The following is a 23580-nucleotide window of genomic DNA, read 5'->3' on the forward strand; positions in this document are numbered from 1 at the left end:
GCGTCAACCTGCAAAGCGGTTACACCAAGCAACTCAGCCCCCCGGTCCGATTGATGGCTACCGAGGCAGGTCACCCAGTTCATGACGACGCGACCCGGTAACTCTGCTAGGTGTCACCATCCCAACACCCAATCCTTCCGGGCGTCAAGGTGTTGCGCCGACCGTTTACATTGGGTTAAGTCGATGTGATTGCTGCGCAGTGGCGCGCCCGTGACACGTTGGCGCCCGTCGATTCGCAGGTCACCAGCAAAGCCATGCGCCGATGGGTGCGAGCATGTACGCTTTGAGGATCTTCAATTATTCGCATCGTCGCCAGGGCGACGTCCGGCAGAGTCGTTAGTGTTGACACGCCGTGAAAGGTCGGCTCTGTTGATCCGGTCCATGCGTGACACGGCTGCGCGGGCGGACAGGGTATCGATGCAGGTTAACCGGGGGAATCATCTATGGCTGCTGCACGTAACGGTGCATCGGATACCTCACGCTCCGCAGACGGGCCAGCACACGTCGAGAGACTGATCGCCGGACTGTCCGTGTTGGACATCGAGGTTCTGGACCGCTGGGGTACCCAGTTGTATGAAACGTTGTCCCGCGGCGCCCGCCTGCTCGCCGCGGGCAACGGGGGCTCCGCCGCCGAGGCGCAACACCTCACCGCTGAACTCGTGGGACGATTCGGACGCGACCGGCAGCCGTTCTCCGCGCTCGCGCTGCATGCGGACAGCTCCAGCGTCACCGCGATCGCCAACGACTACTCGTACGCGAAGGTGTTCGCCCGGCAGGTCGAGGCGCACGGCCGAGCCGGTGACGTCCTGATCCTGCTGTCCGCTTCCGGAAACAGCCCCAACGTCCTGGCTGCGGCCGAGGCAGCGCGCGCCCGGGCGATGACGGTCTGGGCGCTGACGGGTCCGCGGCCGAACCGGCTGGCTGACCTCTGTGACGAGGCCGTCGCGGCGACCGGCGACACCCCCGTGATCCAGGAGCTGCATCTCACGGCCGTGCATCTGATCTGCGAGAGCTTCGAACGCGCCTTGGCGGCCGTGGATGCCGCCGCCCAGCACCCAGCCGTGCCGGACAGTCCTCCTGCCGCGGCGGACGGCGCCGTCCCGACACCGGCGCCGGCCTCCGGCGTTCCCGTGGTGATACAGCGCAGGCCGCTGTCCCGCGGCCGCCCGCGGCCACCGAGGCGGCACGGCAGCGCCAGCCGCATCCTCGTGGTCGGCGACACGCTCCTGGACCGCGATGTCAGCGGGCGCACCGAGCGCCTCTCGCCCGAGGCCCCGGTGCCGGTCGTCGACTCCATGACCACCTCCACGCGCCCCGGCGGCGCCGGCCTGGCGGCGGTCTTCGCCGCGCGGCTCGGAAAGGAGGTCACGCTCATGACCGCGCTCGCCGATGACGCGGACGGCCACGACCTGCGACGCCTTCTGGAGGTCGCCGGGGTCCAGGTGATCGATCTGGGTCTCGCCGGAGCTACGCCGGTGAAGACCCGGATCCGGACCGGGAACCGGTCACTGCTCATGCTCGACGAGGCGCCGGTGCCGGGTGCCGTCCTGCGCCCGGTCCCGGCCGAGGCGAGGCTGCTGGCGGGCGAGACTGATGCCGTGGTGGTGGCCGACTACGGACGGAACATGACGGCCGCGGCATCGGTGCGGGACCTGCTGGGCGAGGCGGCGGCGCGGGTACCCGTGGTGTGGGATCCGCACCCTCGAGGCAGCGAGCCGGTTCCGGGCGTCCGGGTGGCCACGCCGAACACCCGGGAAGCAGCCCACGCCGTCCAGTCCATCTCGGGCAGCCGGCTCGGTGCCGACGTGGACCGCGCCCGGGAACTCCTGCGGCGCTGGCCGGTGGCCGGCATCGCGGTCACCCTCGGTCACCGGGGGGCGGCCCTCGTCGAGGATCCCGAGCTCCCTCCGCTGGTCATACCAGCGGCGTGGGACGGTTCCCCGGGCGAGGACACCTGCGGCGCCGGCGACTACTTCGCGGTCAAGGCCGCGGCCCTGCTCGCCGACGGTGCATTGCTCTCCGAGGCGGTGGCCGGGGCGGTCGCCGCAGCCACCGCCTATGTCGTTGCCGGGGGACCGCGCATTCTCGACACCGCATCGCACCCGGCCACCACCAGCCCGGTCGACGGACTGGACTTCGCGCGCCGGGTCCGCGCGGAGGGTGGCCTCGTGGTCGCCACCGGTGGCTGCTTCGACCTCCTGCACCCCGGGCACGTCGCCCTGCTGGAGCAGGCCCGGATGATCGGGGACTGCCTGATCGTGTGCTTGAACAGCGACGAGTCCGTGGCGCGGCTCAAGGGCCCCAGCCGGCCCGTCGTCTCGCTGCCGGACCGGGCCCTCGTGTTGCAGGCCCTGCAGTCCGTCGACGCCGTAGCCGTCTTCGACGAGGACACACCCCTGCGCCTGCTCGACGAACTGCGCCCGGACATCTTCGTGAAGGGCGGCGACTACTCCAACACCGCGATCCCGGAGGCCGCTCTGGTGCGCTCGTGGGGCGGCCAGGTGGTCACCGTGCCGTACCTCGACGGCCGTTCCACGACATCGTTGATCACCCGGGCCGTCAACGGACTCGCACTGTAGGAGTTGCGGTCCCGCCGGCCGGCGAACCGGTCGGCGGGACCACGCGCGCTAATGCTCGGGTTCGGCGGCCGTGGTCGAATGGGCCACCTGATGCAGCCGGAACATCTCCGCGTACGGCCCACCCGCCGCCATGAGTGTCTGGTGGTCTCCGGCTTCGAGAATGCGGCCGTTCGACATCATCAGGATCAGATCCGCCATGTCGATGGTGGACAACCGGTGGGACACGATCACCGTCACGGTCCCGGCCAGCTCACGCGACTTGCGCGCTATCGCGGTATAGCGCTCGAACATCGCGTGTTCGCTCGGCGCGTCGAGCGCGGCGGTCGGTTCGTCCATCACCACGAGCAGCGGTCCGCGGCGCATCGTGCCACGCGCCAGGGCAACCTTCTGCCATTGACCTTCGGAGAGCTCTGTCCCGCTGAACAGCGTCCCCAGCTGGGTGTCCATGCCGTCCGGGAGCGACCAGGACGCCGCGTCGGCGCCCGCCGCGCGCGCCACGTGCTCCACCCGTTCGTGGTCGGAGACCGCCGGCAGATCACCGATGCCGATCGATTCCCGGAGACGGAGCTGGTACCGGCCGAAGTCCTGGAACACCGCGCTGGTCGAGGCGCGCCACGATTGCAGGTCGACGTCGCGGAGGTCGATACCGTCAACCGTGATGCTGCCCCGGTCCGGTTGGTGCAGCCCCAGAAGCAGCTTCACGAGCGTGCTCTTGCCCGATCCGTACTCTCCGACCACGGCGACGGTAGAACCCGCCGGCAGATGGATCGAGACGTCGACGAGCGCGTCGTGTTTCGCCTCGGGATAACGGAACCAGACGCTCTCCAGCTCGATCCCGCTGCGAAGCCTGTCCAGGTCGAGCGCGCGGCCCCCGCTGTCGTCCCGGAGCCGCCGCGCGTGCTCGCGAAGCCAGAGGAAGGGTTCGATCACGGCCACCCCGGCGAGCGCCTCACGGGCCATCGCCAGAGTCCGCTCCACCTGTCCACGGAGCTGCGCCGCGAGCGTGACCGCCAGAACCAGGTCGCCCGGGGTGCGTTCGCCGCGGGCGACGAGCCACACCACAAACCCCAGGCCGGCTACGTAGGCCAGCATGAAGACGGCCCATCCGGCAACCGCGAGACCGGCCGCACGCATCTCGCCCGCCGTGCGGACCTTGTGGACGGCGTGCCAGGAATTCCGCCGGCGCTGCATGAGGTCGCCTCCCCGGCCGCTGACGCGCACCTCTTTACCCGGCTCCGGCTGGGTCAGCAGGTCGAACAGCTGACGCTCGAGGCGCGCGTCCTGAGCACTGGCCAGGCTCGCCTCCCGGATGAGCCGCTCACCGCGCCGGCTGAGGAGCAGGGGTATCGCCGCGAAGATCACCACCGGGGCGAACACCGGGTGAACCTGCGAGAGCAGAGCCGTACTCACCCCGATGCCGATGATGCTCGACACCGAGGCGAGCGGTGCCAGCGCGGCGTACACCAGACTCGAGCCGCGGCCCAGGACCAGCGAAAGCCGGTCGAGGTAGGCGGGCGACTCGACGTGCTCGATCGACGGCAGGCCGGTGGCGGTGCGGAGCACCTCTTCGTCCACCCGGAGCCCGACCCGTTCGCCGAGGTTGCCCATCAATCCGAACCGGGCACCGGTACCAGCGCTGATGACGAGGAAGGCGAGGGCGCCACCCACGGCCGCCACCAGAACGGTACGACGGTCGCCGCCGGACACCGCATCGGTGATCTCGCGCAGACACAGGCCGAGAACTCCGACGGCCGCGATGTCCGCGACCAACAGGACGAGCACGCCGACCGTCCGGACCGGTGAGGCGCGTAAGCACCAGACGATGACCTCGAACCACAGGCGCAACTTGGCCATCAGATCTCCTCCGCCGCGTCGTAGGAGTGTCCCGCGCCGCCGTTCGTGGCAGCGGTTGCCTGAACGGCCACGAGTTCGGCGTATCCGGCGGCTGCCTCCATGAGCTCCTCATGGGTGCCCGACTCCACGACGCGACCGCCCGAGAGCAACACCACGCGGTCGGCCTCCCGGATCGTCGACAGCCGGTGCGAAATGAGCACGACGGACGCTTCCGGAACCGCGCGGAGCAGCCGCCGGAAGACCTCCACCTCGGTCCGCACATCGAGGTGCGCGGTCGGCTCGTCCATCACCAGCACCTGAGCGCCGGCCCGGACCGCGTACAGCGCGCGAGCGAGGGCGACGTTCTGCCACTGACCGCCCGAGAGCTCCACACCACCGCGAAGGGTCGGCGACAGCGGGGTCTCCCAGCCGTTCGGCATCCGCTCGACGAGCCAGTCGATGCCCGCCTCACGCGCTACGTCCGCGAGTGTCCGTTCGCCGTCTCCGGCCGGGTCCCCGGCCTGCACGTTCTCGGCGGCGGACAGCGGATAGCGGACGAAATCCTGAAAGACGACGGCCAGGCGGTTACGCCACGACCGGGCGTCGAGATGCGCGATATCGGTCCCGTCCGCCGTGATCCGGCCCGAGGTGGGCTCGTACAGCCGGGTCAGCAGCTTGGTGATCGTGGTCTTGCCGGCACCGTTGAGCCCGACCAGGCCGATGACCTCGCCCGGCCGTATTTCGAGGTTCAGCCCGTTGAGCACGGCGCGCGACGCACCGGGATAGGTGAAGTGGATGTCTTCGAATCGGATCAGGGGAGGCCGGCCGGGCACCGCTCGGCCGGCCGCATCGGCGGGCCGGTGCGGCCGGTCCGCCTCGTCCGCACGGAGCCTGGATTCAAGGCGGCCGAGTGCCTCGTAGGAGGGCCGGCCACGAACCACCGCCACCGCCGCGAGGTCCAGGTTGCCGTAGGAGAGCAGGGCCAGGACGGCGGTCAGGCTGGCGGCCAGGCCGGCGAGCGGCAGGCTGCCGCCGAGAGTGGCGACACCCAGTACATACAGCCCGATGAAGGCGCCGCCGGACGCGATCATGAAGGTAAGCCATTGCCGCTTGACGATCGTGTTGCCCTTGTCCCACACCGGCACCAGATGCCGCAGTTCCCGTCCGCGCCAGTGCTCGAGGAGCCAGTCCCGGAGACCGAACAGGCGCACCTCCTTGGCCGGTCCGGGCTGGGCGACCGTGTCCGCCCAGTACTGGGCCCGCCGGGACTCCGACACGCCGGCCGCCCAGAGCTTCGACATCGAGATGTCATCACGCAGCAGGAGATGTCGAGTGATCATCACTGGAGTCACCAGAACGATCACCAGCCACCACGAGTACGCCGCGACGACCAGCCCGGCCAGCGCCACGGCCAGCAAACCGGAAAATGCCCACAGCTGACCGATGGCAGCCTCTCCCGGACTTTGTTCGGCCCAGCTCCGCCGATTGGCCGCCGCCAGGAGAATGTCGTCACGCACCGCGCTGTCTTCCAGGGGAGCGATCCCGAGCGGCTGCGCGGCGAGGCGGCAGACCATGTCGCGGTGTTCCCCGTCGATCAGGCGCCACACCGCGAACCGCAGCGGTGGCAGGAGCTGGTCGGCAACCTGTCCGGTGAGCAGCAGGGCGCCGAGGGCGACGAGGGGGGTCCACGGATCACCGCCGGCACCGGCGATCGCCCGGTCCACGAGCCGTCCGGTCGCCAGGGCGATTCCGGCCGGCAGGACCGCCTGGACCAGGAACACCGTGCCGAGCGCCAGGCTGGCGAGGCCGCCAGCCCGCAGGGATTGCGCCAGCCGGAGCCGGTATCGCAGGGTGGCGTTCATCGGGAGTCCCCTGACTCCCCGGCCGGATCCCCGGTGATGGCGAAGGCCGCCAGCCGTGCCGGACCGTCGAAGACCAGGTACAGGTCGTGCCGTCCGGAGACCGGGCGGGCCGAGGCGGTGACCGTGGTCCAGCCGCTCGGCCCGACCGCCTTGGGCACCTCCGCGCGCGCCACCACCGTTCCGGTCGCCGGATCGTCGAGGCGGGCCTCGATGGCGCTGGCGGTGCCGTCCACCGGCCCGACCCGAGCGACCAGCTGCCGTCCGGCCGCATCCAGGTCGACGCCGCGGAACAGGAGCCATCCGCCGGCCACCCGGCTCTCTATCGCGTCGCCCGCCACCCGGTTCTCCGCGACCAGAAAGACATCGTCATAGTCGTCGAAGTCCGCGGCCCGGACCAGACGGTCGCGGACGTTGCGCGACCGATCAGCTCGGCCGGCGACGTCGAAGCTGGCCGTGGTGGCGATGTCGCGACTCGAACGGCCGACCATGACGGTGTACTCGCCCGGTTCCACCTCGAACCGCCCTCGGCCGACGTCCCAGTACCCGAGTGACTCGACCGTCACGTCCATCGCCACGGTGGTCGAGCCGCCGGCCGGGAGTGAGATCCGGCGGAAACCCCGCAGCTCACGATCCGGCCGCGGTGGCCCGCCGCGAGGCGCACGCAGATAAACCTGGACGACCTCGTCGCTGTCGCGCTTGCCCGAGTTGAGCACGTCGACCAGGACCGAGATCCGGCCGCTCCGATCGGCGCGAGCCGGACTCACCCGCAGGTTGCGATATTCGAAGGTCGTATAGCTCAACCCGTGACCGAAGGGGTACAACGGCTCGCCGGCAAAATAGAGGTACGTCTTGCCGCTCTTGATGATGTCGTAGTCCAGAATGTCGCCGAGGTCCGCGACGCTCCGGTACCAGGTCTGCTGCAGCCGGCCGGCCGGCGAATATTCGCCGAACAAGGTGGCGACGATCGCCGCGCCCATTTCCTGGCCGCCGTGGGAGGACCACAGCAGGGCCGATGCCGACCGGTCGAGGTCGGTGACCGTCATGGGTGCGCTGCTCACCAGCACCACCGCGGTGCGCCGGTTGGCCGCCAGCGCCGACTGCACCACCCTCGTCTGGCCGGGTGCCAGGTCGAGTTCGCGCCGGTCGCGTGTCTCCCGGCCGTTGATCAACGGATGGTTACCCACGACGACGATGGCCACGTCGGCGGCGGACGCGGCGAGCCGGGCCTCCGCCGCCGCGTCGCTCAACACCTCGCGGACCAGCGGCGTGGCGTCCTCGGGCCGGTCGGCAGACAGGACAGCCGAGCCGTCCGCGCCGGTCACGGCAAGGTACCGGCCGCTTCGTACGCTGCGCAGCAGCCACGCGTCGCCGTGCGGTACCACCTCGAAGGTCTCGTTGACCACCCAGCCCCCGGGTGCGACGGCGTCGTTGACCAGTTCGCCGCCGTCCCGCTCGGCCAGGAAACGACGGTTGGCGACGACGCGCAGCGAGACGACCGCCTCGCCCCACTCGAACAGATCGAACGACTGCTCCTCGGACACGGGCCCCGGCGCCGGATGCCCGCGGAGCGCCGCACCCGCCGGCTCTCTCCCCGCTGTCAGGTACGAGCCGTCCGGCAGGCGCAGCGCTATGCGGTCGACTCCCTCGACGTGCCGCACGGCTTCGGGGGAAAAGCGTTCCCGGACGGCGTCGAGACAGGTCACCTCGTAGGGCGGCTCGCCCGAGTACCAGTCGAGGAAGAGTTTGTCGGCATGGGGACCGATCAGCGCCACCGACCCGACGTCGGCACGGTCGAACGGGAGGACCTCGGAATCGTTCTTGAGGAGCACCAGAGACTGCCGGCCGGCCTCGCGGGCGAGTGCCCGGTGGGCCGGTGAGTCGACGACGGTCCGCACCGGCTCCCGACTCGGGCCGCTCTGCGAGATCGGCGTCGGCGAGATCTCGGCCGAGCCGCCCGCATCAAATTCACCGAGCCGCATGCGCATCGTGAGCAGGCGGCGTGCCGCCGCGTCGATGTCCGACTCGGACAGCAGGCCGAGAAGAATGGCGCTCTCGAGGGCCTCGACAGTGTTCGTCGGATCCCCGTCCTCGCAGGTGAAGCTGTCCAGGCCGGCCTTCATCGCGGACGCGTACGCGTGCGGCCGGTCATCATAGAAATGTGAACCCTCAACCAGATTGATGGGAGCCCACGCATCGGACATCACGAGGATGTCCGGTTGCCACCGACGGAGGACGGAAAACAGTGGACTGAGGTGCCCGGGCCTTCCGTTGATCTCCTTGCAGGTAGGCATCACACCCGACACCACGCCGGCCTTTATGGTCCATTCGAATGGCCGTGCCTCGTACTCCCACAGGACTCTTGCCCGTAGCCCCGATCTCGGCTCGCCCTCCTCGTGGTTGTACCCGACGAAGCTCTTCAACGTGGGAGCCGTCTTGAGCACTGCCGGATTTTCGTCCGGCCGGTGCCCGCGCAGCCCCCGGCAGAATGCGGTGGCAAGCATCGCGGTGAGAAAAGGGTCTTCCGAGTAACCCTCCTCGTTCCGCCCCCATCGCGGGTCGCGGAGAAGGCTGACAGCCGGCCCCCAGACGTTCAGGCTGATCGACGGATCGTCGCGCCGGAGCTTGTGCAGCTCGTCCGCAATCGCTGCGCCGATCGCCTCGACCAGCTCGCCGTTCCAACTGGCTCCCAGGCCGATCGCCTGCGGGAAGACCGTGACCGGGCCGGTCCAGCCAATGCTGTGCAACACCTCCTGGCCGGTGCGGAAAGGGGCGACCCCGAGCCGCGGAATGGCTGGCTGGTGCTGGTGCAGAATGGATATCTTCTCGTCGAGAGTGAGCTGCGCCAACAGCGCGTCGACACGCGCCTCCAGTGGCCTGCCCGGATCCCGGAACGAATCAAATTCGGGTGAGGGCTCGGTCATCGGAGCCCTCTTCCGTTAGCAAACAAAATAGTTGCACCCCGTTGTTGAATAGTTGCATTGATATCCCTGGTTACATATTATATATATGCTAGTCGATTTAGAATGTCAAGTTAGATGTCAAGGCCGTTGCCTTATGGTGGCGGCTTGTGCGCCGGTCGGCGTGGTAAGCTCGCGTCGACTGTGGACGCTGACCTGGTAAACATTTACTCCGGTGTCGTGGCGGCCGTATCCGAGTGGTGTCCAGGTAACTGTGGATGGTCGGCCGGTTACCGCATGTTCCCTGATTGCGCGGAAGCCATACCGGTAGGCCACAAATTCCTGGCGGAGCCCGGAAGACGGTTCCGATCGCGAGTTTGCGGAAGCGGTGCGTAGCCGCGCGGACCGGCCGCGACGTCTGCCCAGTGGCACGATTGGCCACTTGTCCGCTGAGTGTCAGGGGTTATCGTATCCGTTAGCCGAAGGGGAAGAGGAGTATCGAGTGAAGGCCCTGCCACTCCGAAGCGCGCTGTCCGTCGCGGCGGTGATCGCGATGACCCTGGCCTGGGCCGGTGCGTCGTCGGCCGTCGGCAAACCCCGGGAGCACTGGGTGCCGCCGGCCCAGTTCAAGGGGGTGAACTGGGCGGATCCGCGGGACAACTACGCGGCCGACGAGGTGGTGCCGAGCGGGCTGAACGTCACCGACGACTACCGGACCGTGTACCGGACGACGTCGTCGATGGTCGACGGGTTCCGCTCCAAGCTGGGCGCGAACACGCTGCGGCTGCCGATCAACCCGGCCAGCGTGGGCACGACCTGGTGGAAGTCGTACCGGGCCACGGTCGACGCGGCCACCGCCAAGGGCTTCAAGGTCATCCTCAGCTACTGGGAGGCGAACACCGCGAAGGACGGCCGGGTGGACGACCCGGCGGCCTGGCAGCAGATGTGGCGGACCGTGGTGGACGCGTACGGGCGCAACGACCGGGTCTACTTCGAGCCGATGAACGAGCCGTTCGGCTACCCGGTCGAGGAGTGGATCCAGGTCTGCACCGACTTCCTCGCGGCCCACCCGAGCGTGCCCCGCGGCCGGATGGTGATCAGCGGGAGCGGCTACAACGACAACGTGACCGGGGTGGGCGCCGCTGACGCGCTGGACGGCACACTGCTGTCGCTGCACTTCTACGGCTTCTGGGACGACCACACCACCGAGGCCGAGTGGATCGCCAACCTGCTGCCCCGGATCGGCGCCGTCGCACACCGGACCATCGTCGACGAGGCCGGCGCGCCGATGACGATCGGGCTCAACTACGGCAACCACAACGGCAACGTGTCGACCGCCTACCTGGGCGCGATCACCACCATGGCCCGCGGCACCGGGATGGGCATCGTCTATTGGCCCGGGCTGCGGTTCAACGACTCGTATTCGCTGCTCAGCCTGGACGACAAGGGCAAGCTGCAGGTCAACAGCGCGTCCGGCCTGGCGCAGCTCCGCTGGGGCTGGGGCTTCGGCGAGGTGCCGCCGGTCAACGAGGAGCCGCCCGCGCCGCCCGGCACGCCGATCCGCGGCACCGAGTCCGGCAAGTGCGTCGACGTCCCCGGCTTCTCCACGACCAACGGCACGGCGCTCGACCTGTGGGACTGCAACGGCGGCGGCAACCAGTCCTGGAACGCGAGCGCCTCCGGCGAACTGCGCATCTACGGCACCAAGTGCATGCGCGCGGGCGCGGCGGGCGCCCCGGTGACGATCGACGAGTGCACCGGCGGCGAGGCGGAACGCTGGACGGTCAACCCGACCGGCACCATCACCGGCGCCACCGGCCTCTGCCTGACCGCGGAGGGCCCCGGCAACGGCGCGGCGGTCACCGCCCGCGAGTGCGCCGGCACCCCGAACCAGACCTGGTCGACGACCTGACCCGCCGCCCGGCCGCACCGGGGGCGGGGCGGCCGGGCGGCGGGCTGAGCCGGGCGCACGAACCGCGGCACCGGCCGGCTACCGGCCGGCTATGGCGTACGGTTTTCGGCTATGAGCGAGCAGCATCCAGCAACGGCGATCGATGGAATCGCGGCGGTCCGGGCGATGGTCCGGGCGCCGGAGTTTCCCGATCGGGACTTCCCGGTGACCGACTTCGGGGCGGCGGCGGACGGCACCACCGACGACGGCGCGGCGTTCCGGGCCGCCGTCGAGGCCTGCCACGCGGCCGGCGGCGGGCACGTGATCGTGCCGGAGGGTTCCTACCTGACCGGGCCGATCCGGCTGCTCAGCGGGGTCGACCTGCATCTGCGGGCGGGGGCCGTGGTGCGGTTCCGGCGGGAGCCCGAGGCCTACCTGCCGGCCGTGCCCACCCGGTGGCAGGGCGTCGAGCTGATGGGGTATTCGCCGTTCGTCTATGCCTACGACGCCCGGGACATTGCGATCACCGGGGCCGGCACGCTGGACGGGCAGGCCGACGACGCGCACTGGTGGGCCTGGAAGCCGCTGGAGAACGCCGACTTCGCGCTGCTCGAGCGGATGGCCGACGACGACGTGCCGGTGGCGGAGCGGGTGTTCGCCGAGGGTTACCACCTGCCGCCGTCGTTCGTGCAGCCGTACCGGTGCGAGAACGTGCTGATTCAGGGCGTGACCCTCATCAATTCGCCGTTCTGGCAGATCCACCCGGTGCTGTGCCGCAACGTGACGGTGGACGGCGTCACGGTGCGTTCGCACGGGCACAACAACGACGGGTGCAACCCCGAGTCGTGCGACGGCGTGGTGATCGAGAACTGCGACTTCGACACCGGCGACGACTGCATCGCGATCAAGGCGGGGCGCAACACGGACGGGCGCCGGCTCGCCGTGCCGTGTCAGCACATCGTGATCGAGAACTGCACGTTCGCCGACGGGCACGGCGGGGTGACCATCGGCAGCGAGATGAGCGGCGGCGTGCAGCACGTCTACGCGCGCAACCTGCGGATGGACAGCCCCAACCTGTGGTCCTGCGCGCGCTTCAAGACCAACTCGGTGCGCGGCGGCTTCATCCGTGACGTGCACATCGAGGACGTCACGGTCGGGCGGGTGGCAGATCAGGTGCTGGAGATCGATTTCGGGTACGAGGAAGGGGACGCCGGACCGCACCTGCCGGAGGTCGACGGCATTCATCTCCGTGACTGGCGAGTCGCCAGCACCGACGCTCCGTGGCGCCTGGCCGGTTACCCCCAGGATCCGATCGGCACGGTCACGCTCACCCGCTTCACCGTCGACGAGGCCCGCTCACCCGGCGTGGCCGAGCAGATCGCCGACCTCCAGCTGACAGACGTCCGGGTGAACGGCAAACCCATCGGCTAGCCCTCCGGCCAGCGCCCGCGGCCCCGACGCCGCCGCGGCACCGACCCGGGCCGCGGCGGCAACGACGGCGGTACTAGCCGACCGGCACCGCGACCGTCACGAAAGCGTGCGGCGGTAGCGGCACCCGCAACACCCCGTCCGCGACCGTCACGCCGGGCAACGGCCTCGGGCGTACGGCATCCGGGTTTTGGGGTGTGTTGTGGGCATTGAGCGCGTCGGCCGTCAGCACCGTCGCCACCGGCTCGCCGGGCGTGGCGCCCCGCAGGTCGAGTTCCACCTCGGCGGCTTCGTCGGCGTGCAGGTTGGTCAGGGAGATCAGCATGCGGTCGGCGGTGCGGCTCGCCGAGCCGGTTACCGTCGGCAGGTCGGTGGCCGCTACCCGGTGCACCGGAGCGGGCGTGGTGAAGCGCAGCGACAGTGACTCGGCGTCCTGGTGGTCGCGGTTCATCGCGAACACGTGGTAGGTCGGCGTGCGCACCAGTGCCTCACCGTCAGTGAGCAACATCGCCTGGAGCACGTTCACGGTCTGTGCCAGGTTGGCCATCACGAGGCGGTCGGCGTGCCGGTGGAACGCGTCGAAGTGCAGGCCGGCCACCAGGGCGTCGCGCAGGGTGTTCTGCTGGAACAGGAAGCCGGGGTTGGTGCCGGGCTCCACGTCGAACCAGGTGCCCCATTCGTCGAGCACCAGGCCGATCGTTTTGTCCGGGTCGTACACGTCCATGACCCGGGCGTGTCCGGCCAGGATGCGCTCCACGTCGACGGCCTTGGCCATGGTCCAGTAGTAGTTGTCGACGTCGAACTCGGTGGCGCTGCCCTTCTGTGACCACGACGAACCGGACAGCGTGTAGTGGTGGAACGAGATGGCCTGGAACGTGTTGTCGCCCTCGGCCGCGATGTCGCCGCCGAGCTTGCGGCCGAGCGCCTTCATCAAGACTTCGGTCCACCGGTAGTTGTCGTCATTGCCGCCGGCCGCGATTCGGTAGAGCTTGTTGCTACCGTGGTCCCGGCTGTACGTGCCGAACGTGCGCGCCTGCTCGGCGTACTGCTCCGGACGCATGCCGCCGCCGCAGCCCCACGGCTCGTTGCCCAGCCCCCAGAACCGCACCGACCAGGGTTTGTCCCGGCCGTTGGCCCGGCGCAGCGAGGCCATCGGGCTGTCGTCGTCGCGGGTCAGGTATTCGGCCCACTCGCTGGCCGCGCGCACGGTGCCGCTGCCGACGTTGACCGAGACGTACGGTTCGGTGCCGAGCATCTCGCACAGCTGCATGAACTCGTGCGTACCGAAACTGTTGTCTTCGACCACGTCGCCCCAGTGGCTGTTGACCATGCGGGGACGCTGCTCGCGCGGGCCGATGCCGTCGCGCCAGTGGTATTCGTCGGCGAAGCAGCCGCCCGGCCAGCGCAGATTCGGGATGGCGACGGCCCGCAGCGCCTCCACCACGTCGAGCCGGATGCCCTGCTCGTTCGGGATGGGCGAGTCCTCGCCGACGAAGAAGCCGTCGTAGATGCAGCGGCCCAGGTGCTCGGCGAAGTGGCCGTAGATGTGCCGGTTGATGCGCGGGCCGGGCAGGTCGACGTCGATGACGCCACGTACGGTAGTCAGGGTTCTCTCCTCGCGTGGTGGTGCAGGATGGCTTCCGCCGAGCGGTCGACGTCGTCCGCCGTGGTCATCCAATTGGACACGGAGATCCGCATCGCCGCTCGTCCGTCCCAGGTAGTGCCGCTCATCCAGCAGGTGCCGTCGCGCTGCAGCCGGTCGATCACCGCGCGGGTGTGCGCGTCGTCGTCGCCGAACCGGACCAGCACCTGGTTGAGCACCACCTCGCCGAGCACCTCGACGCCGTCCGCCGCCGACAGTTTCGCGGCGAACCGGGTGGCCAGCGCGCAGCAGCGGTCGACCAGGTCGGCGACGCCCTCGCGGCCCAGCGCGCGCAGCGCCGCGTACACGGCAAATCCGCGGGCCCGCCGGGAGTGTTCGGGGTTGTAGTCGAGCGCGTCCCGCTCGTCGGCGGCGCCGTGCATCAGATAGCCGGCCCGGGCACCCATGGTGGCGCGGTGTGCGGCCGGATGAGCACAAAAGATCAAGCCGGAGTCGTACGGGACATTGAGCCACTTGTGTGCGTCGGTGGCCCAGGAATCCGCCTTCTCCACCCCGGCGACCAGCGGCCGGAGCCGGGGACTGGCCGCCGCCCACAGGCCGAACGCGCCGTCCACGTGCACCCACGCGCCGTGCTCCCGGGCCAGGTCGCAGATCTCGCCGATCGGGTCGAGCGCGCCGCTGTTCACGTTGCCCAGCTGGGCGCACACGATGGCCGGCCCGCCGCCGCGCTCGAGTTCGGCGCGCAGCGCGTCCGGCCGCATCCGGCCCTCGGCGTCCGCGTCCACCTCGACGATCAGCCCGGTGCCGGCGCCGAGGAGGCGCAGCGCCCGGTCGACCGTGCCGTGCCGGGCGCGGCCGGCCAGCACCCGCACCCGCGGCGCGCCCCACAGCCCGTCCTTCGCGAGGTCCCAGCCGGCCTTCTCCAGTACGTGGTGCAGCCCGATGGCGAGGCCGCTCGCATTGGCCATCTGCGCGCCGGTCACGTAGCCGACCGAGACGTCCGGCGGCAGCGCGAGCAGGTCGGCCAGCCACCCGCCGGCCACCTCCTCGGCCACCATGGCGGCCGGGCCCAGCACGTAGAGGCCGGCGTTCTGGTCCCAGACCGAGGTGAGCCAGTCGGCGGCCAGCGCCGCCGGGGTGCCGCCGCCGATCACGAAGCCGAAGAACCGCCCGCTCGACGAGGGCAGCACGCCGGGTTCCGCGGCCGCGGTGAGCGCGGCGATCACCGCCGCGGGGTCCTGCGGTTGCTCGGGCAGCGGGCCGCCCAGCGAGTCGCGCAGCTGGGACAGGGTCGCGCTGGTGGTGACCGGTCGCTCCGGCAGGCCGTCCAGGTAGCGCACGGCGTACCGCGCGGTCTCGTCGAGAACTTCTTTGAACACCGACATATCCATGGTCTACGCCGGGAGCCGGGCACGCGTCGACCGACGGTCGCGGAGCCGTCCGAACGGTGACCACGTTAGAGCCGTTCGGAGGTCTTGGTCAATGTCTGCGGCGCAGGTCAGCGCCATTTATTTCATGGGTTGACGTAATCGGGCGCCCCGTCGTAATGTTCGCGAAACATTTACTTTCATGGATTGACTTAATTGCCCGCCCACCAGGAAGGACCGACGTGTCAGGCTTTCTGAACAGGACCGCGAGGCGCCTGCTGGCGACCGTGGTCGGGGTGTCCGCAACAGCCGCGGCGGTGGCCGTGACGATGATGCCGGCCGAGGCGGCCGTGGCCCCCGCGGGCGGCGGCACCTACGCGATCGCGGCCGGCAACGGCGGCCGCTGCATCGACGTGGCGGCCGGCTCCAAGGACAACGGCGGGCTGCTCCAGCAGTGGGGCTGCTCCGGCGCGACCTGGCAGCAGTTCACCGTGACGGCCCGGGCGAACAACCGGTTCAACCTGGTCAACGTGAACAGCACCCGGTGCGTGGACGTGCCGAACGGTGCCGCCACGGCCGGCGTCCAGATCCACCAGTGGGGCTGCGGCGACGGCACCAAGCCGGCCCAGCTGTTCACCTTCGCGGCCTCCGGCAGCGGATACCAGATCCGGAACGTGGCGAGCGGCATGTGCCTGTCGATCGCCACCGCCGGGAACGGCGCCGCGGTCACCCAGGAAGGCTGCGCTGCCAACGCCAACCAGCAGTGGCAGTTCACCTCGGTCTCCGGCGGCGGTGGCGGGTCCTGCCCGTGCACCGTTTCCAAGGACGGCACCGGCCAGTACTCGACCGTGCAGGCCGCGATCGACGCCGTGCCGGCCAACAACACCAGCCGCCGCACCATCACGATCGCGCCGGGCACCTACCGCGAGATCGTGACCATTCCGGCGAACAAGCCGTTCATCACGCTCCAGGGCGCCGGCACCGCGGCCAACCAGACACTGATCGTGAACAACCACAGCTCGGCCGGTGGCTGGGGCACCTCGGGCAGCGCCACGGTCTTCGTCAACGGCAAGGACTTCATCGCCGGCAACCTGACCATGTCGAACGACTACGGCGAGGGCAGCCAGGCGGTCGCGGTCAACGTGAACGGCGACCGGGCGATCTTCAACAACGTGCGCTTCCTCGGCGCCCAGGACACCCTGCTGCTCAACAACTACCGGTCGTACTACGTGAACTCGTACATCGAAGGCACCGTCGACTTCATCTTCGGCGGCGGCACCGGCGTCTTCAACGCCTCGCAGATCTACGAGAAGCGTTCCACCGGCGGCCCGATCACGGCCGCTCGCACGGACCCGGCGAACGCGTACGGCTTCCTGTTCTACAGGTGCACGATCACCGGTGCGACCAACAACACCACTCAGCTGGGCCGCCCGTGGGGCCCGAGCGCGCAGGTGCTCTACCGCGAGTCGAACCTGAGCGCGACCATCCGCACCGCCCAGCCGTGGACCGACATGTCCGGCAACACCTGGCAGAACGCCCGCTTCCTGGAATACAAGAACACCGGTTCCGGCGCGGGTACCAACGGCAACCGCCCGCAGCTCTCCGACTCGCAGGCGGCGAACTACACCCCCCAGCGTTACCTGGCCGGCACCGACGGCTGGAATCCCCTCTGAAAGGCAGAAAGATCCAGATGAGTACGAAGAGACGCGCAGCCCTCGCGGCCGTGCTCCTGGCTGCCCCGGTCGCCCTGGTGATCGCGGCGCTCCCGTCCGAGGCCGCCGTGCCACCCGCGGCGAACGGCACCTACACCATCGCGGCCGCGAACAGCAGCCGGTGCATCGACGTGGCCGCCGGTTCGAAGGACAACGGCGGGCTGCTCCAGCAGTGGGGCTGCTCGTCCGCGACCAACCAGCAGTTCACCGTCACGGCCCGTGGCAACAACCAGTTCAACCTGGTCAACGTCAACAGCACCCGGTGCGTGGACGTGCCGAACGGGGCCGCTACGGCCGGCGTCCAGATCCACCAGTGGGGTTGCGGCGACGGCACCAAGCCGCCGCAGCTGTTCACCTTCGCCGCGTCGGGTTCGGGCACGTACCAGATCCGGAATGTGGCGAGCGGGATGTGCCTGGCGGTCTCCGGCTCGTCGACGGCCAACGGCGCGGCGGTCACCCAGGAGAGCTGTGCCGCGAACGCGAACCAGCAGTGGGGGTTCAATCAGGTCGGCGGCGCGCCCGGCAGTTGGCCGAGCACGCCGGACGGCTTCGCCGGGGCGGCGGGCACGACCGGCGGCGCGGGCGGCCAGACCGTCACGGTCACCACCCAGGCGCAGCTCAACCAGTACGTGACGTCGAGCAGCCCGTACATCATCCGGGTGGCTAGCACGATCAACATCAGCCCCAAGGGCACCGAACTGCGGGTCGCCTCCAACAAGACGATCGTCGGCGTAGGCACCTCCGGCCACATCGTCGGCGGCGGCTTCTTCCTCGCGGCCGGGGTGCAGAACGTCATCATCCGCAACCTCACGATCCGCGACACCACCATGGCGGACGACGACCCGGGTGACGACGCCTACGACTACGACGCCATCCAGATGGACACCGCCAACCGGATCTGGATCGACCACAACCGGCTCTCCCGGATGAACGACGGCCTCATCGACAGCCGCAAGGACACCACCAACCTGACCGTGTCCTGGAACCACCTGGTGGACAACAACAAGACGTTCGGCATCGGCTGGACCGAGAACGTCACCGCCCGCATCACGATCCACCACAACTGGTTCCAGAACACCAAGACCCGCAACCCCAGCGCGGACAACATCGCCTACGCCCACCTCTACAACAACTACCTGCAGGGCTGCACCTCGTACGGCAACTACAGCCGCGGCGCCACCAAGATGGTGATCGAGAACAGCTACTTCGAGAACTGTCCCAACCCGTACTACCCGGACTCGACCGCGCAACTGCGCCAGACCGGCAGCATCCTGGTCAACAGCTCGGGCAAGGCACAGACACTCGGCTCGGCGTTCACCCCGAGCAGCTTCTACTCGTACACCCTCGACCCGGCGTCGAACGTGCCGGCCCTGCTGCGCTCCGCGACGGGCCCGCAGGCGAGCATCACCGGCTAGCAGCAATCCGCAAAGGCCGCCGCGCTCCTGCCAGAGCGCGGCGGCTGCGTTTCCTACCGGAACGCCCGCACCGCCGGCGATCGCGGTGTTGCCCGTGCTGGTTACGCTGGGTTGCCCAGGACCATCCACACGACAGGTGCGGAGGAGCTACGTGGCGGACGATCGCTCGGTATATCTGCAGATTCCCCAAGAGGTTGCCAGACCCCTGATCGATGCGGGTCTAGCCGTGCCTTACCTGCGAACCGAACGACTCGACCCGGTCCTCGTGCCGACGCTCGTCGTCGCCGCCGCGACGTCGCTGGTGACCGTCGTGACCACCTCGCTGGCGCAGGCCGCCGCCACGGCGATCGCGCGCCAGCTCAAGAAGGCGTTCGGCAACAAGGGTGACACCGTCGCCCGGTTGCAGGCCGCGCCGGGTACCGCGGCACAGGAGGTCGATCTGGTGACCATTCCGGTTGATCAGCTTGCCGCACTGTTACGTGCCGCCGCCGGAGAGCAGCCCCAGGCCGCGGACGGCGCTGAAAAGTAACCGGCGTGTCTGACCCCGACGAAATAGTCAATACGATTGCCGCCGGTAGCCGCACAGAACTCGAGAACCTGCAGGAGCGCTTGGCCGCCGCCATCGAACGGACACGCGATCCATCGACGCTCGCCCTACTGTGGAACACGTCCGGCATGGTCACCGCCCAGCTGGCCAGAAAGTTTCAAGCGGACACCGCCGGCCAGGCCGTCGCCGCGTTCCGCGCGGCTGCCGATCACCTCTTGTTCACCATCGCCTCGGCCGAGTCGCAGCAGTCGTTCACGGGTATTCTGCAGAATCTGATCCAGGCGTTGATGCTGCCCGGCGCGGACGTCGCCGGACTCGAATCCGTCACCCAGTTCATCAACCGGCACCGGAACGCTCCGCCCCTGTCCCGGCCCGAGGCCCTCGCCGAGGTCCAGGCCCGGCTCGGCAGTGCTTTTCTGCACCACGCACTCGTCCGCGAGGATCAGCGACCCGGTCTCGCCCGTCGAGGCCGGCAACTCATGGAAGCGGCCATGTCACACGAGTTGCCCGACGCGGGTCTGCTCTACGGTGGCGCGCTGTACTTCAACTACCTCACCGCACTGGTGATGACGGCGACCAGGCCCGATGATCTCCGGAATTTCGCCGACACCGCGATCGCTTTCGACCGCTCGCCCGGCGTAGCACTGCGCACCCCGCCCCTTCGTGAGCACGCTGTCCATCAGCTCGCTCAGGCCGGGGCCACCGGCGACCCGGCGCTGATCGCCCGCCAGGCCTGGCGCCTGTGGCAGGCGTGGGCTCCCGACTTCCTCGAGGCACTCGTGACCACCGCGGAGTCGGGCGTTCCGATGCTGCCGGAACTGCCGGAGTGGGGCCAGCTCCTGCTCGCCTGGGACGTCCAGCGGGCCGTTCTCGCGACACGGCAGGCCAAGCCCGATCTGATGCGCTCGTACACGGGATGGCTCACCGCCGTCATCGGTTATCCAGCGCCGTTCGCCGCCCTGATCGGCGCCTACGCCGAGCAGGAGGCGGCACCGCCGGACGACCGGGATCTGTCCCCGTCTCCGGCTCGGCCGACATCCGTCGAGGCGCTGGTGCTGGAGAGGGAGCTGCCGCAATGGCGCAGCGCGGACGCCACCGACCTCCTTGCAGCGCTGCACGGGCAGGCCTCCCGGCGGTTCGGGTGGGACGGCCCGGCCGACGACGCCGCTCCCGAACAGTTCTTCGTATCCGAGATCAATGATCTTCTCGTGCAGCTGACCGACCAGGACGAGACGCTGCGCGCCGCCGGAATCCTCCGCCGGATCGAGGCCGAGGAGATCATGACTTTCTCGCGTCTCCGGCTCGCCATCGCGATGTACCGGCGGCTGATCCGCTGGACGTACACGGCAGATGCGGCGGGGCTGGGGGAGACCGAGAGCTGGCTCCGGCGTGCCGGCGCCCTTGCCGCGGAGGTGATCTCGGGGGCGGGTTACGAGGAGATCGAACTCGAACTCGCCTACCGGGCCCGCGCCGAGGCTGCCACCCAGCTCCTTCACGTCGCCTCTCACGTTCTCGCGCTCGACGCGGCCGCACTGGACCGCATGGCGGAGGAGGCGATCGCCGCCTATCGTGACCGTTTCTCCGCGGCCGGGTCCGTCGTCACCTCCCTCAACGCCAACCTGGCCTATACCCGGGCCAGCAGTACCATCGCCGCTTTGAACCGGGGCGAGCAGCGGGAACAGCCGGACACCGAGGCGGCGTTCGCCGTCTTCCTGCAGGTATTCCTGACCGGGCGCCGCGAGTCCCCAGCGGACCCGGCGAAGGTCGGCATACAGGCCGGCAACGCCATTCTCCTCGCGGCCCACGTCGCCGAGAGCACGGCGATGGCTCACCGGCACGAGTTGCTCGACGCGAGCCATGCCGTGCTGACCCGTGCCGGCCTGGACCCGCCACCTGTCCTGGATCTGCACATCGACGCCGTGCTGGGGTTGATGGACGACCCACTGCGCCGGATCGTCGCGGTGGATCGCGCCCTGCTCGCCGACACCGCGGCCCGGCTTGCGACGGCGATCGACCCGACCCGCCCCGACACGGCGGCCCGGATGCGTCGTCGAGCCCGGCGCCTGGTCGACGAGGACAGCGCCGGTAACGTCGACCACGCTTTGGCGACCTGGCGCCGGATGACATCCAGCGGCGATCTGACCGACGCGGTCCGGGAGCTGCAGTTCTGGCTGCTGGAGATGCTGCAGGTTCCGTCCTATCAGTTCGGCCGGACAGTCGGCGTGCACATGGCCGGCCGGCAGGTCGGTTACCTCCTGCGTTATCTACCGGCACCCGACCGTATGACGCTGGTGCGCACGGCGTACCTCGTCGCCGATTCCGCCCGGTACGCCGGTCAGCTGGACCTGTCAGCGGCCTGGTATTCGGTGCTGCTGGCACCGCGACCGGACGATCCGGAACCCGTGCGCGCCCTGCTGGCGGTAGTGCGTCACGACCACATGCAAATGCTGGTCCAGCACGCTTGCTCGAAGCGCGACCAGCAAGCCGCCGTCCGCGCTCTGCGCGACATCGCCGGTATGCCGCACGACGGCGAGCACGACCCCCGGCGTCAGCTGCTCACGGCACTCGCCATTGTGGTCGCGGAGTTCGGCGCGACGCTCGACGGGGACGAGTTCATCGTGTCGGTCGACAGTCTCCTCGACGACGCCTGCGCGACCGCCGCCGACGCCGACTGGGCACAGCTGGCGTCGGTCCTTCGCGGGCATCTCGCACTGGCGGAGGTCTGGTCCCGGCCGAGCCAGCTCGACAAGCTCATCCTGCTCTGCTCGCGGGTCCTCGACCGGGGTGTGGACGCCGATCGGGAAGCCGAGCTGCTTCGCGCCCGGGCCTACTGCCACCGGTTACGCGGCGAGATCGCGCGCAACACGCGCGACCTGGAGCGCATCACCTTCCTCCAGGACGAGCTGCTCGCCCACGGTGATCCGCTGGACAAGATCCGCGGCCGGGACCTGGTGCGCGAGTCACTGGTGGCCTCCGCGTGCTCTGCGCTCGCGGAGGGCTCGCCGCAGGTCGCGGTCGACATCGCCGAACTGGGACGAGCCCGTGCCCTGAGCGTGATGGCGGAACGGGTACGGGCGCACAGCAGAGTGGGGTGGCACAACCCGCCCCGGCGGTGGGTGACCGATGGTGGGATGTCGCCTCTGCTGCGCTGGTTCACGGATGCGCTGGCCGGCCGGTTCACCGGCGAGGCTCTGACCGCGGAGCAGGCCGGGTGGCTCGATTTCGATTGGCTTCGCGGCTTCTTCCCGGAAGGTCACGGACCTGCCGTGGTGTCCTGGTCGCTGGCACACACGCGGGCCGGCTTCGCTGAGGCGGCGGCCTTGTCCGCCCGGGTCGGGATAGTGACCTATCAGATCGTCCGGCGGGAGACGCTGCACCTGGTCCATCTCGTCGGCCCGGGTGCTGTGGTGTACACGGGCGGCATCGACCTGGGTGCGGCGGACCACCTCACCCGGCTGTTCGAGAGCTGGCGTTCGGCCTTCGACGCTTGGAGCGACGCTCCGACACCGGAGCTGCAGCCGGTGGTGATCGACGTCGGCGGCCTGGCCGGACTGCCGGCCCGGCATCGCCGGGCGGTGGCAGCCCTGACCGGGAGTTACGCCTTGGCGAACCGTCCCGGCGGCGGCCTCCTGTCATACCTGCCCACGGTCCGGCTGGCAGTTACGGCAGACCGCGACAGAGCCGGCGGGCGACCCACCGGGCCGATCCGGATTCTGCACATCGGCGACGACACCTCGACCCTGATCGGCCCGTGGATGGAGGCTGCCGCCCTGGCGGCTCAGAACCACGTCGAGGTGATCTCACTTGTCGGCGCCGATGTCTCGATGGAAAAGTTCGCTGAGCACGCCGGCTGGGCAACGATCATCGTTGCCAGCTGTCACGGCAGCTTCGACCAGAGCGATCCGCTGGCGACGGTGCTGAGCATCGGCCTGTCCCTGGCCGACATCGCGACCGACGCGGCCCTCGCCGACGTCAGCTTCTTCCTCGTGGCGGCCTGCAATGCAGGCCGGCGTGGTGATACCGCGTACGAGCGTGAGGCCTTCTCGTTCGCCACAGCCGCACTGGCCGGTGGTTGCACCTGGGCGGCGGCCCCGATCGCCCCGGTCAACGACCTGGCCTCGGCGCTTTTGGTCACCGACTTCGTCACGGGCCTCCGCGATCAGGAGCCACCAAACGCGTTCGCCGATGCACTCGCGGGCCTGCAGTCGTGTCCGGAACAGGTGTTGCAGGAACGGGCGGCGGCCGCATGGAACAGGCTTCAAGCCGACGCCGGTCTGGTGTCCCGGATGCCCTGGCCGATCTGGGCGGTCTCCGGCACCGTCGAGGCCCGCATCCGCGAATTGCGACGCGGTGGCACCGGCGCCACCGAGAACTACGTCTTGTTCGGAGCCGGGACTCGCGAGCGTTCCGCTTCCGGGGCCCCGCAGCCCGGCCATCCCTCCTGAA

Annotated in this window: 12 protein-coding genes; 7 read left to right on the plus strand and 5 right to left on the minus strand. The window is 69.5% G+C overall.

Annotated elements, in window-relative coordinates:
- The first annotated feature begins 443 nt into the window (after positions 1-443).
- Positions 444-2579 (plus strand): D-glycero-beta-D-manno-heptose 1-phosphate adenylyltransferase, encoded by a 2136-nt coding sequence (gene rfaE2 / locus Ari01nite_RS13430; RefSeq protein WP_438872168.1) that lies wholly within the window; start codon positions 444-446, stop codon positions 2577-2579.
- Between the two features lie 48 nt (positions 2580-2627).
- Here the strand turns inward: rfaE2 and Ari01nite_RS13435 are convergent, their stop codons facing one another.
- The 3 genes from Ari01nite_RS13435 to Ari01nite_RS13445 are packed head-to-tail and all read right to left on the minus strand — an operon-like array spanning position 2628 to position 9195.
- Positions 2628-4424: an ABC transporter ATP-binding protein gene (locus Ari01nite_RS13435; RefSeq protein ID WP_203781538.1), complete on the minus strand. Its 1797-nt coding sequence runs from the start codon at positions 4422-4424 to the stop codon at positions 2628-2630.
- A gap of 8 nt (positions 4425-4432) precedes the next feature.
- Entirely contained in the window at positions 4433-6274 is a 1842-nt protein-coding gene (locus Ari01nite_RS13440) for an ABC transporter ATP-binding protein (protein ID WP_203781539.1), read from the minus strand.
- Complete coding sequence (locus Ari01nite_RS13445; protein WP_203781540.1) at positions 6271-9195, minus strand: glycoside hydrolase family 3 protein; 2925 nt, start codon at positions 9193-9195, stop codon at positions 6271-6273. Before Ari01nite_RS13445 ends, Ari01nite_RS13440 begins: the two co-directional genes overlap by 4 nt.
- Before the next feature lie 478 nt (positions 9196-9673).
- On the opposite strand from Ari01nite_RS13445, the gene Ari01nite_RS13450 reads away from it, so the two are divergent.
- Both Ari01nite_RS13450 and Ari01nite_RS13455 read left to right on the plus strand, forming a co-directional pair.
- Positions 9674-11083 (plus strand): ricin-type beta-trefoil lectin domain protein, encoded by a 1410-nt coding sequence (locus Ari01nite_RS13450; RefSeq protein WP_239162724.1) that lies wholly within the window; start codon positions 9674-9676, stop codon positions 11081-11083.
- Between the two features lie 111 nt (positions 11084-11194).
- Entirely contained in the window at positions 11195-12493 is a 1299-nt protein-coding gene (locus tag Ari01nite_RS13455; RefSeq protein ID WP_203781541.1) for a glycoside hydrolase family 28 protein, read from the plus strand.
- A gap of 73 nt (positions 12494-12566) precedes the next feature.
- On the opposite strand, the gene Ari01nite_RS13460 is transcribed toward Ari01nite_RS13455, so the two are convergent.
- Positions 12567-14168, minus strand: a complete 1602-nt coding sequence (locus Ari01nite_RS13460; RefSeq protein WP_239162725.1) for an alpha-N-arabinofuranosidase — start codon at positions 14166-14168, stop codon at positions 12567-12569.
- Positions 14093-15478, minus strand: coding sequence for a pyridoxal phosphate-dependent decarboxylase family protein (locus Ari01nite_RS13465; protein ID WP_203781542.1), 1386 nt, complete (start codon positions 15476-15478; stop codon positions 14093-14095). The genes Ari01nite_RS13460 and Ari01nite_RS13465 overlap by 76 nt, the downstream gene beginning before the upstream one ends.
- A 224-nt stretch (positions 15479-15702) precedes the next feature.
- Here Ari01nite_RS13465 and Ari01nite_RS13470 point away from each other — a divergent pair, with 224 nt between their 5' ends.
- The 4 genes from Ari01nite_RS13470 (at position 15703) to Ari01nite_RS13485 (ending at position 23579) form a co-directional block, all read left to right on the plus strand.
- Positions 15703-17133: a pectinesterase family protein gene (locus tag Ari01nite_RS13470; RefSeq protein WP_239162726.1), complete on the plus strand. Its 1431-nt coding sequence runs from the start codon at positions 15703-15705 to the stop codon at positions 17131-17133.
- A gap of 17 nt (positions 17134-17150) precedes the next feature.
- Positions 17151-18587, plus strand: coding sequence for an RICIN domain-containing protein (locus Ari01nite_RS13475; protein ID WP_203781543.1), 1437 nt, complete (start codon positions 17151-17153; stop codon positions 18585-18587).
- Between the two features lie 151 nt (positions 18588-18738).
- Positions 18739-19116: a hypothetical protein gene (locus Ari01nite_RS13480; protein WP_203781544.1), complete on the plus strand. Its 378-nt coding sequence runs from the start codon at positions 18739-18741 to the stop codon at positions 19114-19116.
- Positions 19117-19121: 5 nt separating this feature from the next.
- Positions 19122-23579 carry a CHAT domain-containing protein gene (locus tag Ari01nite_RS13485; RefSeq protein ID WP_203781545.1) on the plus strand — a complete coding sequence of 1486 codons (4458 nt, stop codon included), beginning with the start codon at positions 19122-19124 and terminating at the stop codon, positions 23577-23579.
- The last annotated feature ends 1 nt before the right edge of the window (position 23580 follow it).

Source organism: Paractinoplanes rishiriensis (genome assembly GCF_016862375.1).
Taxonomy (GTDB): domain Bacteria; phylum Actinomycetota; class Actinomycetes; order Mycobacteriales; family Micromonosporaceae; genus Actinoplanes; species Actinoplanes rishiriensis.

What these genes read in the sequence shown, in the direction of transcription:
- rfaE2 (WP_438872168.1), top strand. Translation starts at nt 444, where the DNA reads ATGGCTGCTGCACGTAACGGTGCATCGGATACCTCACGCTCCGCAGAC.
- Ari01nite_RS13440 (WP_203781539.1), bottom strand. Translation starts at nt 6,274, where the DNA reads ATGAACGCCACCCTGCGATACCGGCTCCGGCTGGCGCAATCCCTGCGG.
- Ari01nite_RS13445 (WP_203781540.1), bottom strand. Translation starts at nt 9,195, where the DNA reads ATGACCGAGCCCTCACCCGAATTTGATTCGTTCCGGGATCCGGGCAGG.
- Ari01nite_RS13455 (WP_203781541.1), top strand. Translation starts at nt 11,195, where the DNA reads ATGAGCGAGCAGCATCCAGCAACGGCGATCGATGGAATCGCGGCGGTC.
- Ari01nite_RS13465 (WP_203781542.1), bottom strand. Translation starts at nt 15,478, where the DNA reads ATGTCGGTGTTCAAAGAAGTTCTCGACGAGACCGCGCGGTACGCCGTG.
- Ari01nite_RS13475 (WP_203781543.1), top strand. Translation starts at nt 17,151, where the DNA reads ATGAGTACGAAGAGACGCGCAGCCCTCGCGGCCGTGCTCCTGGCTGCC.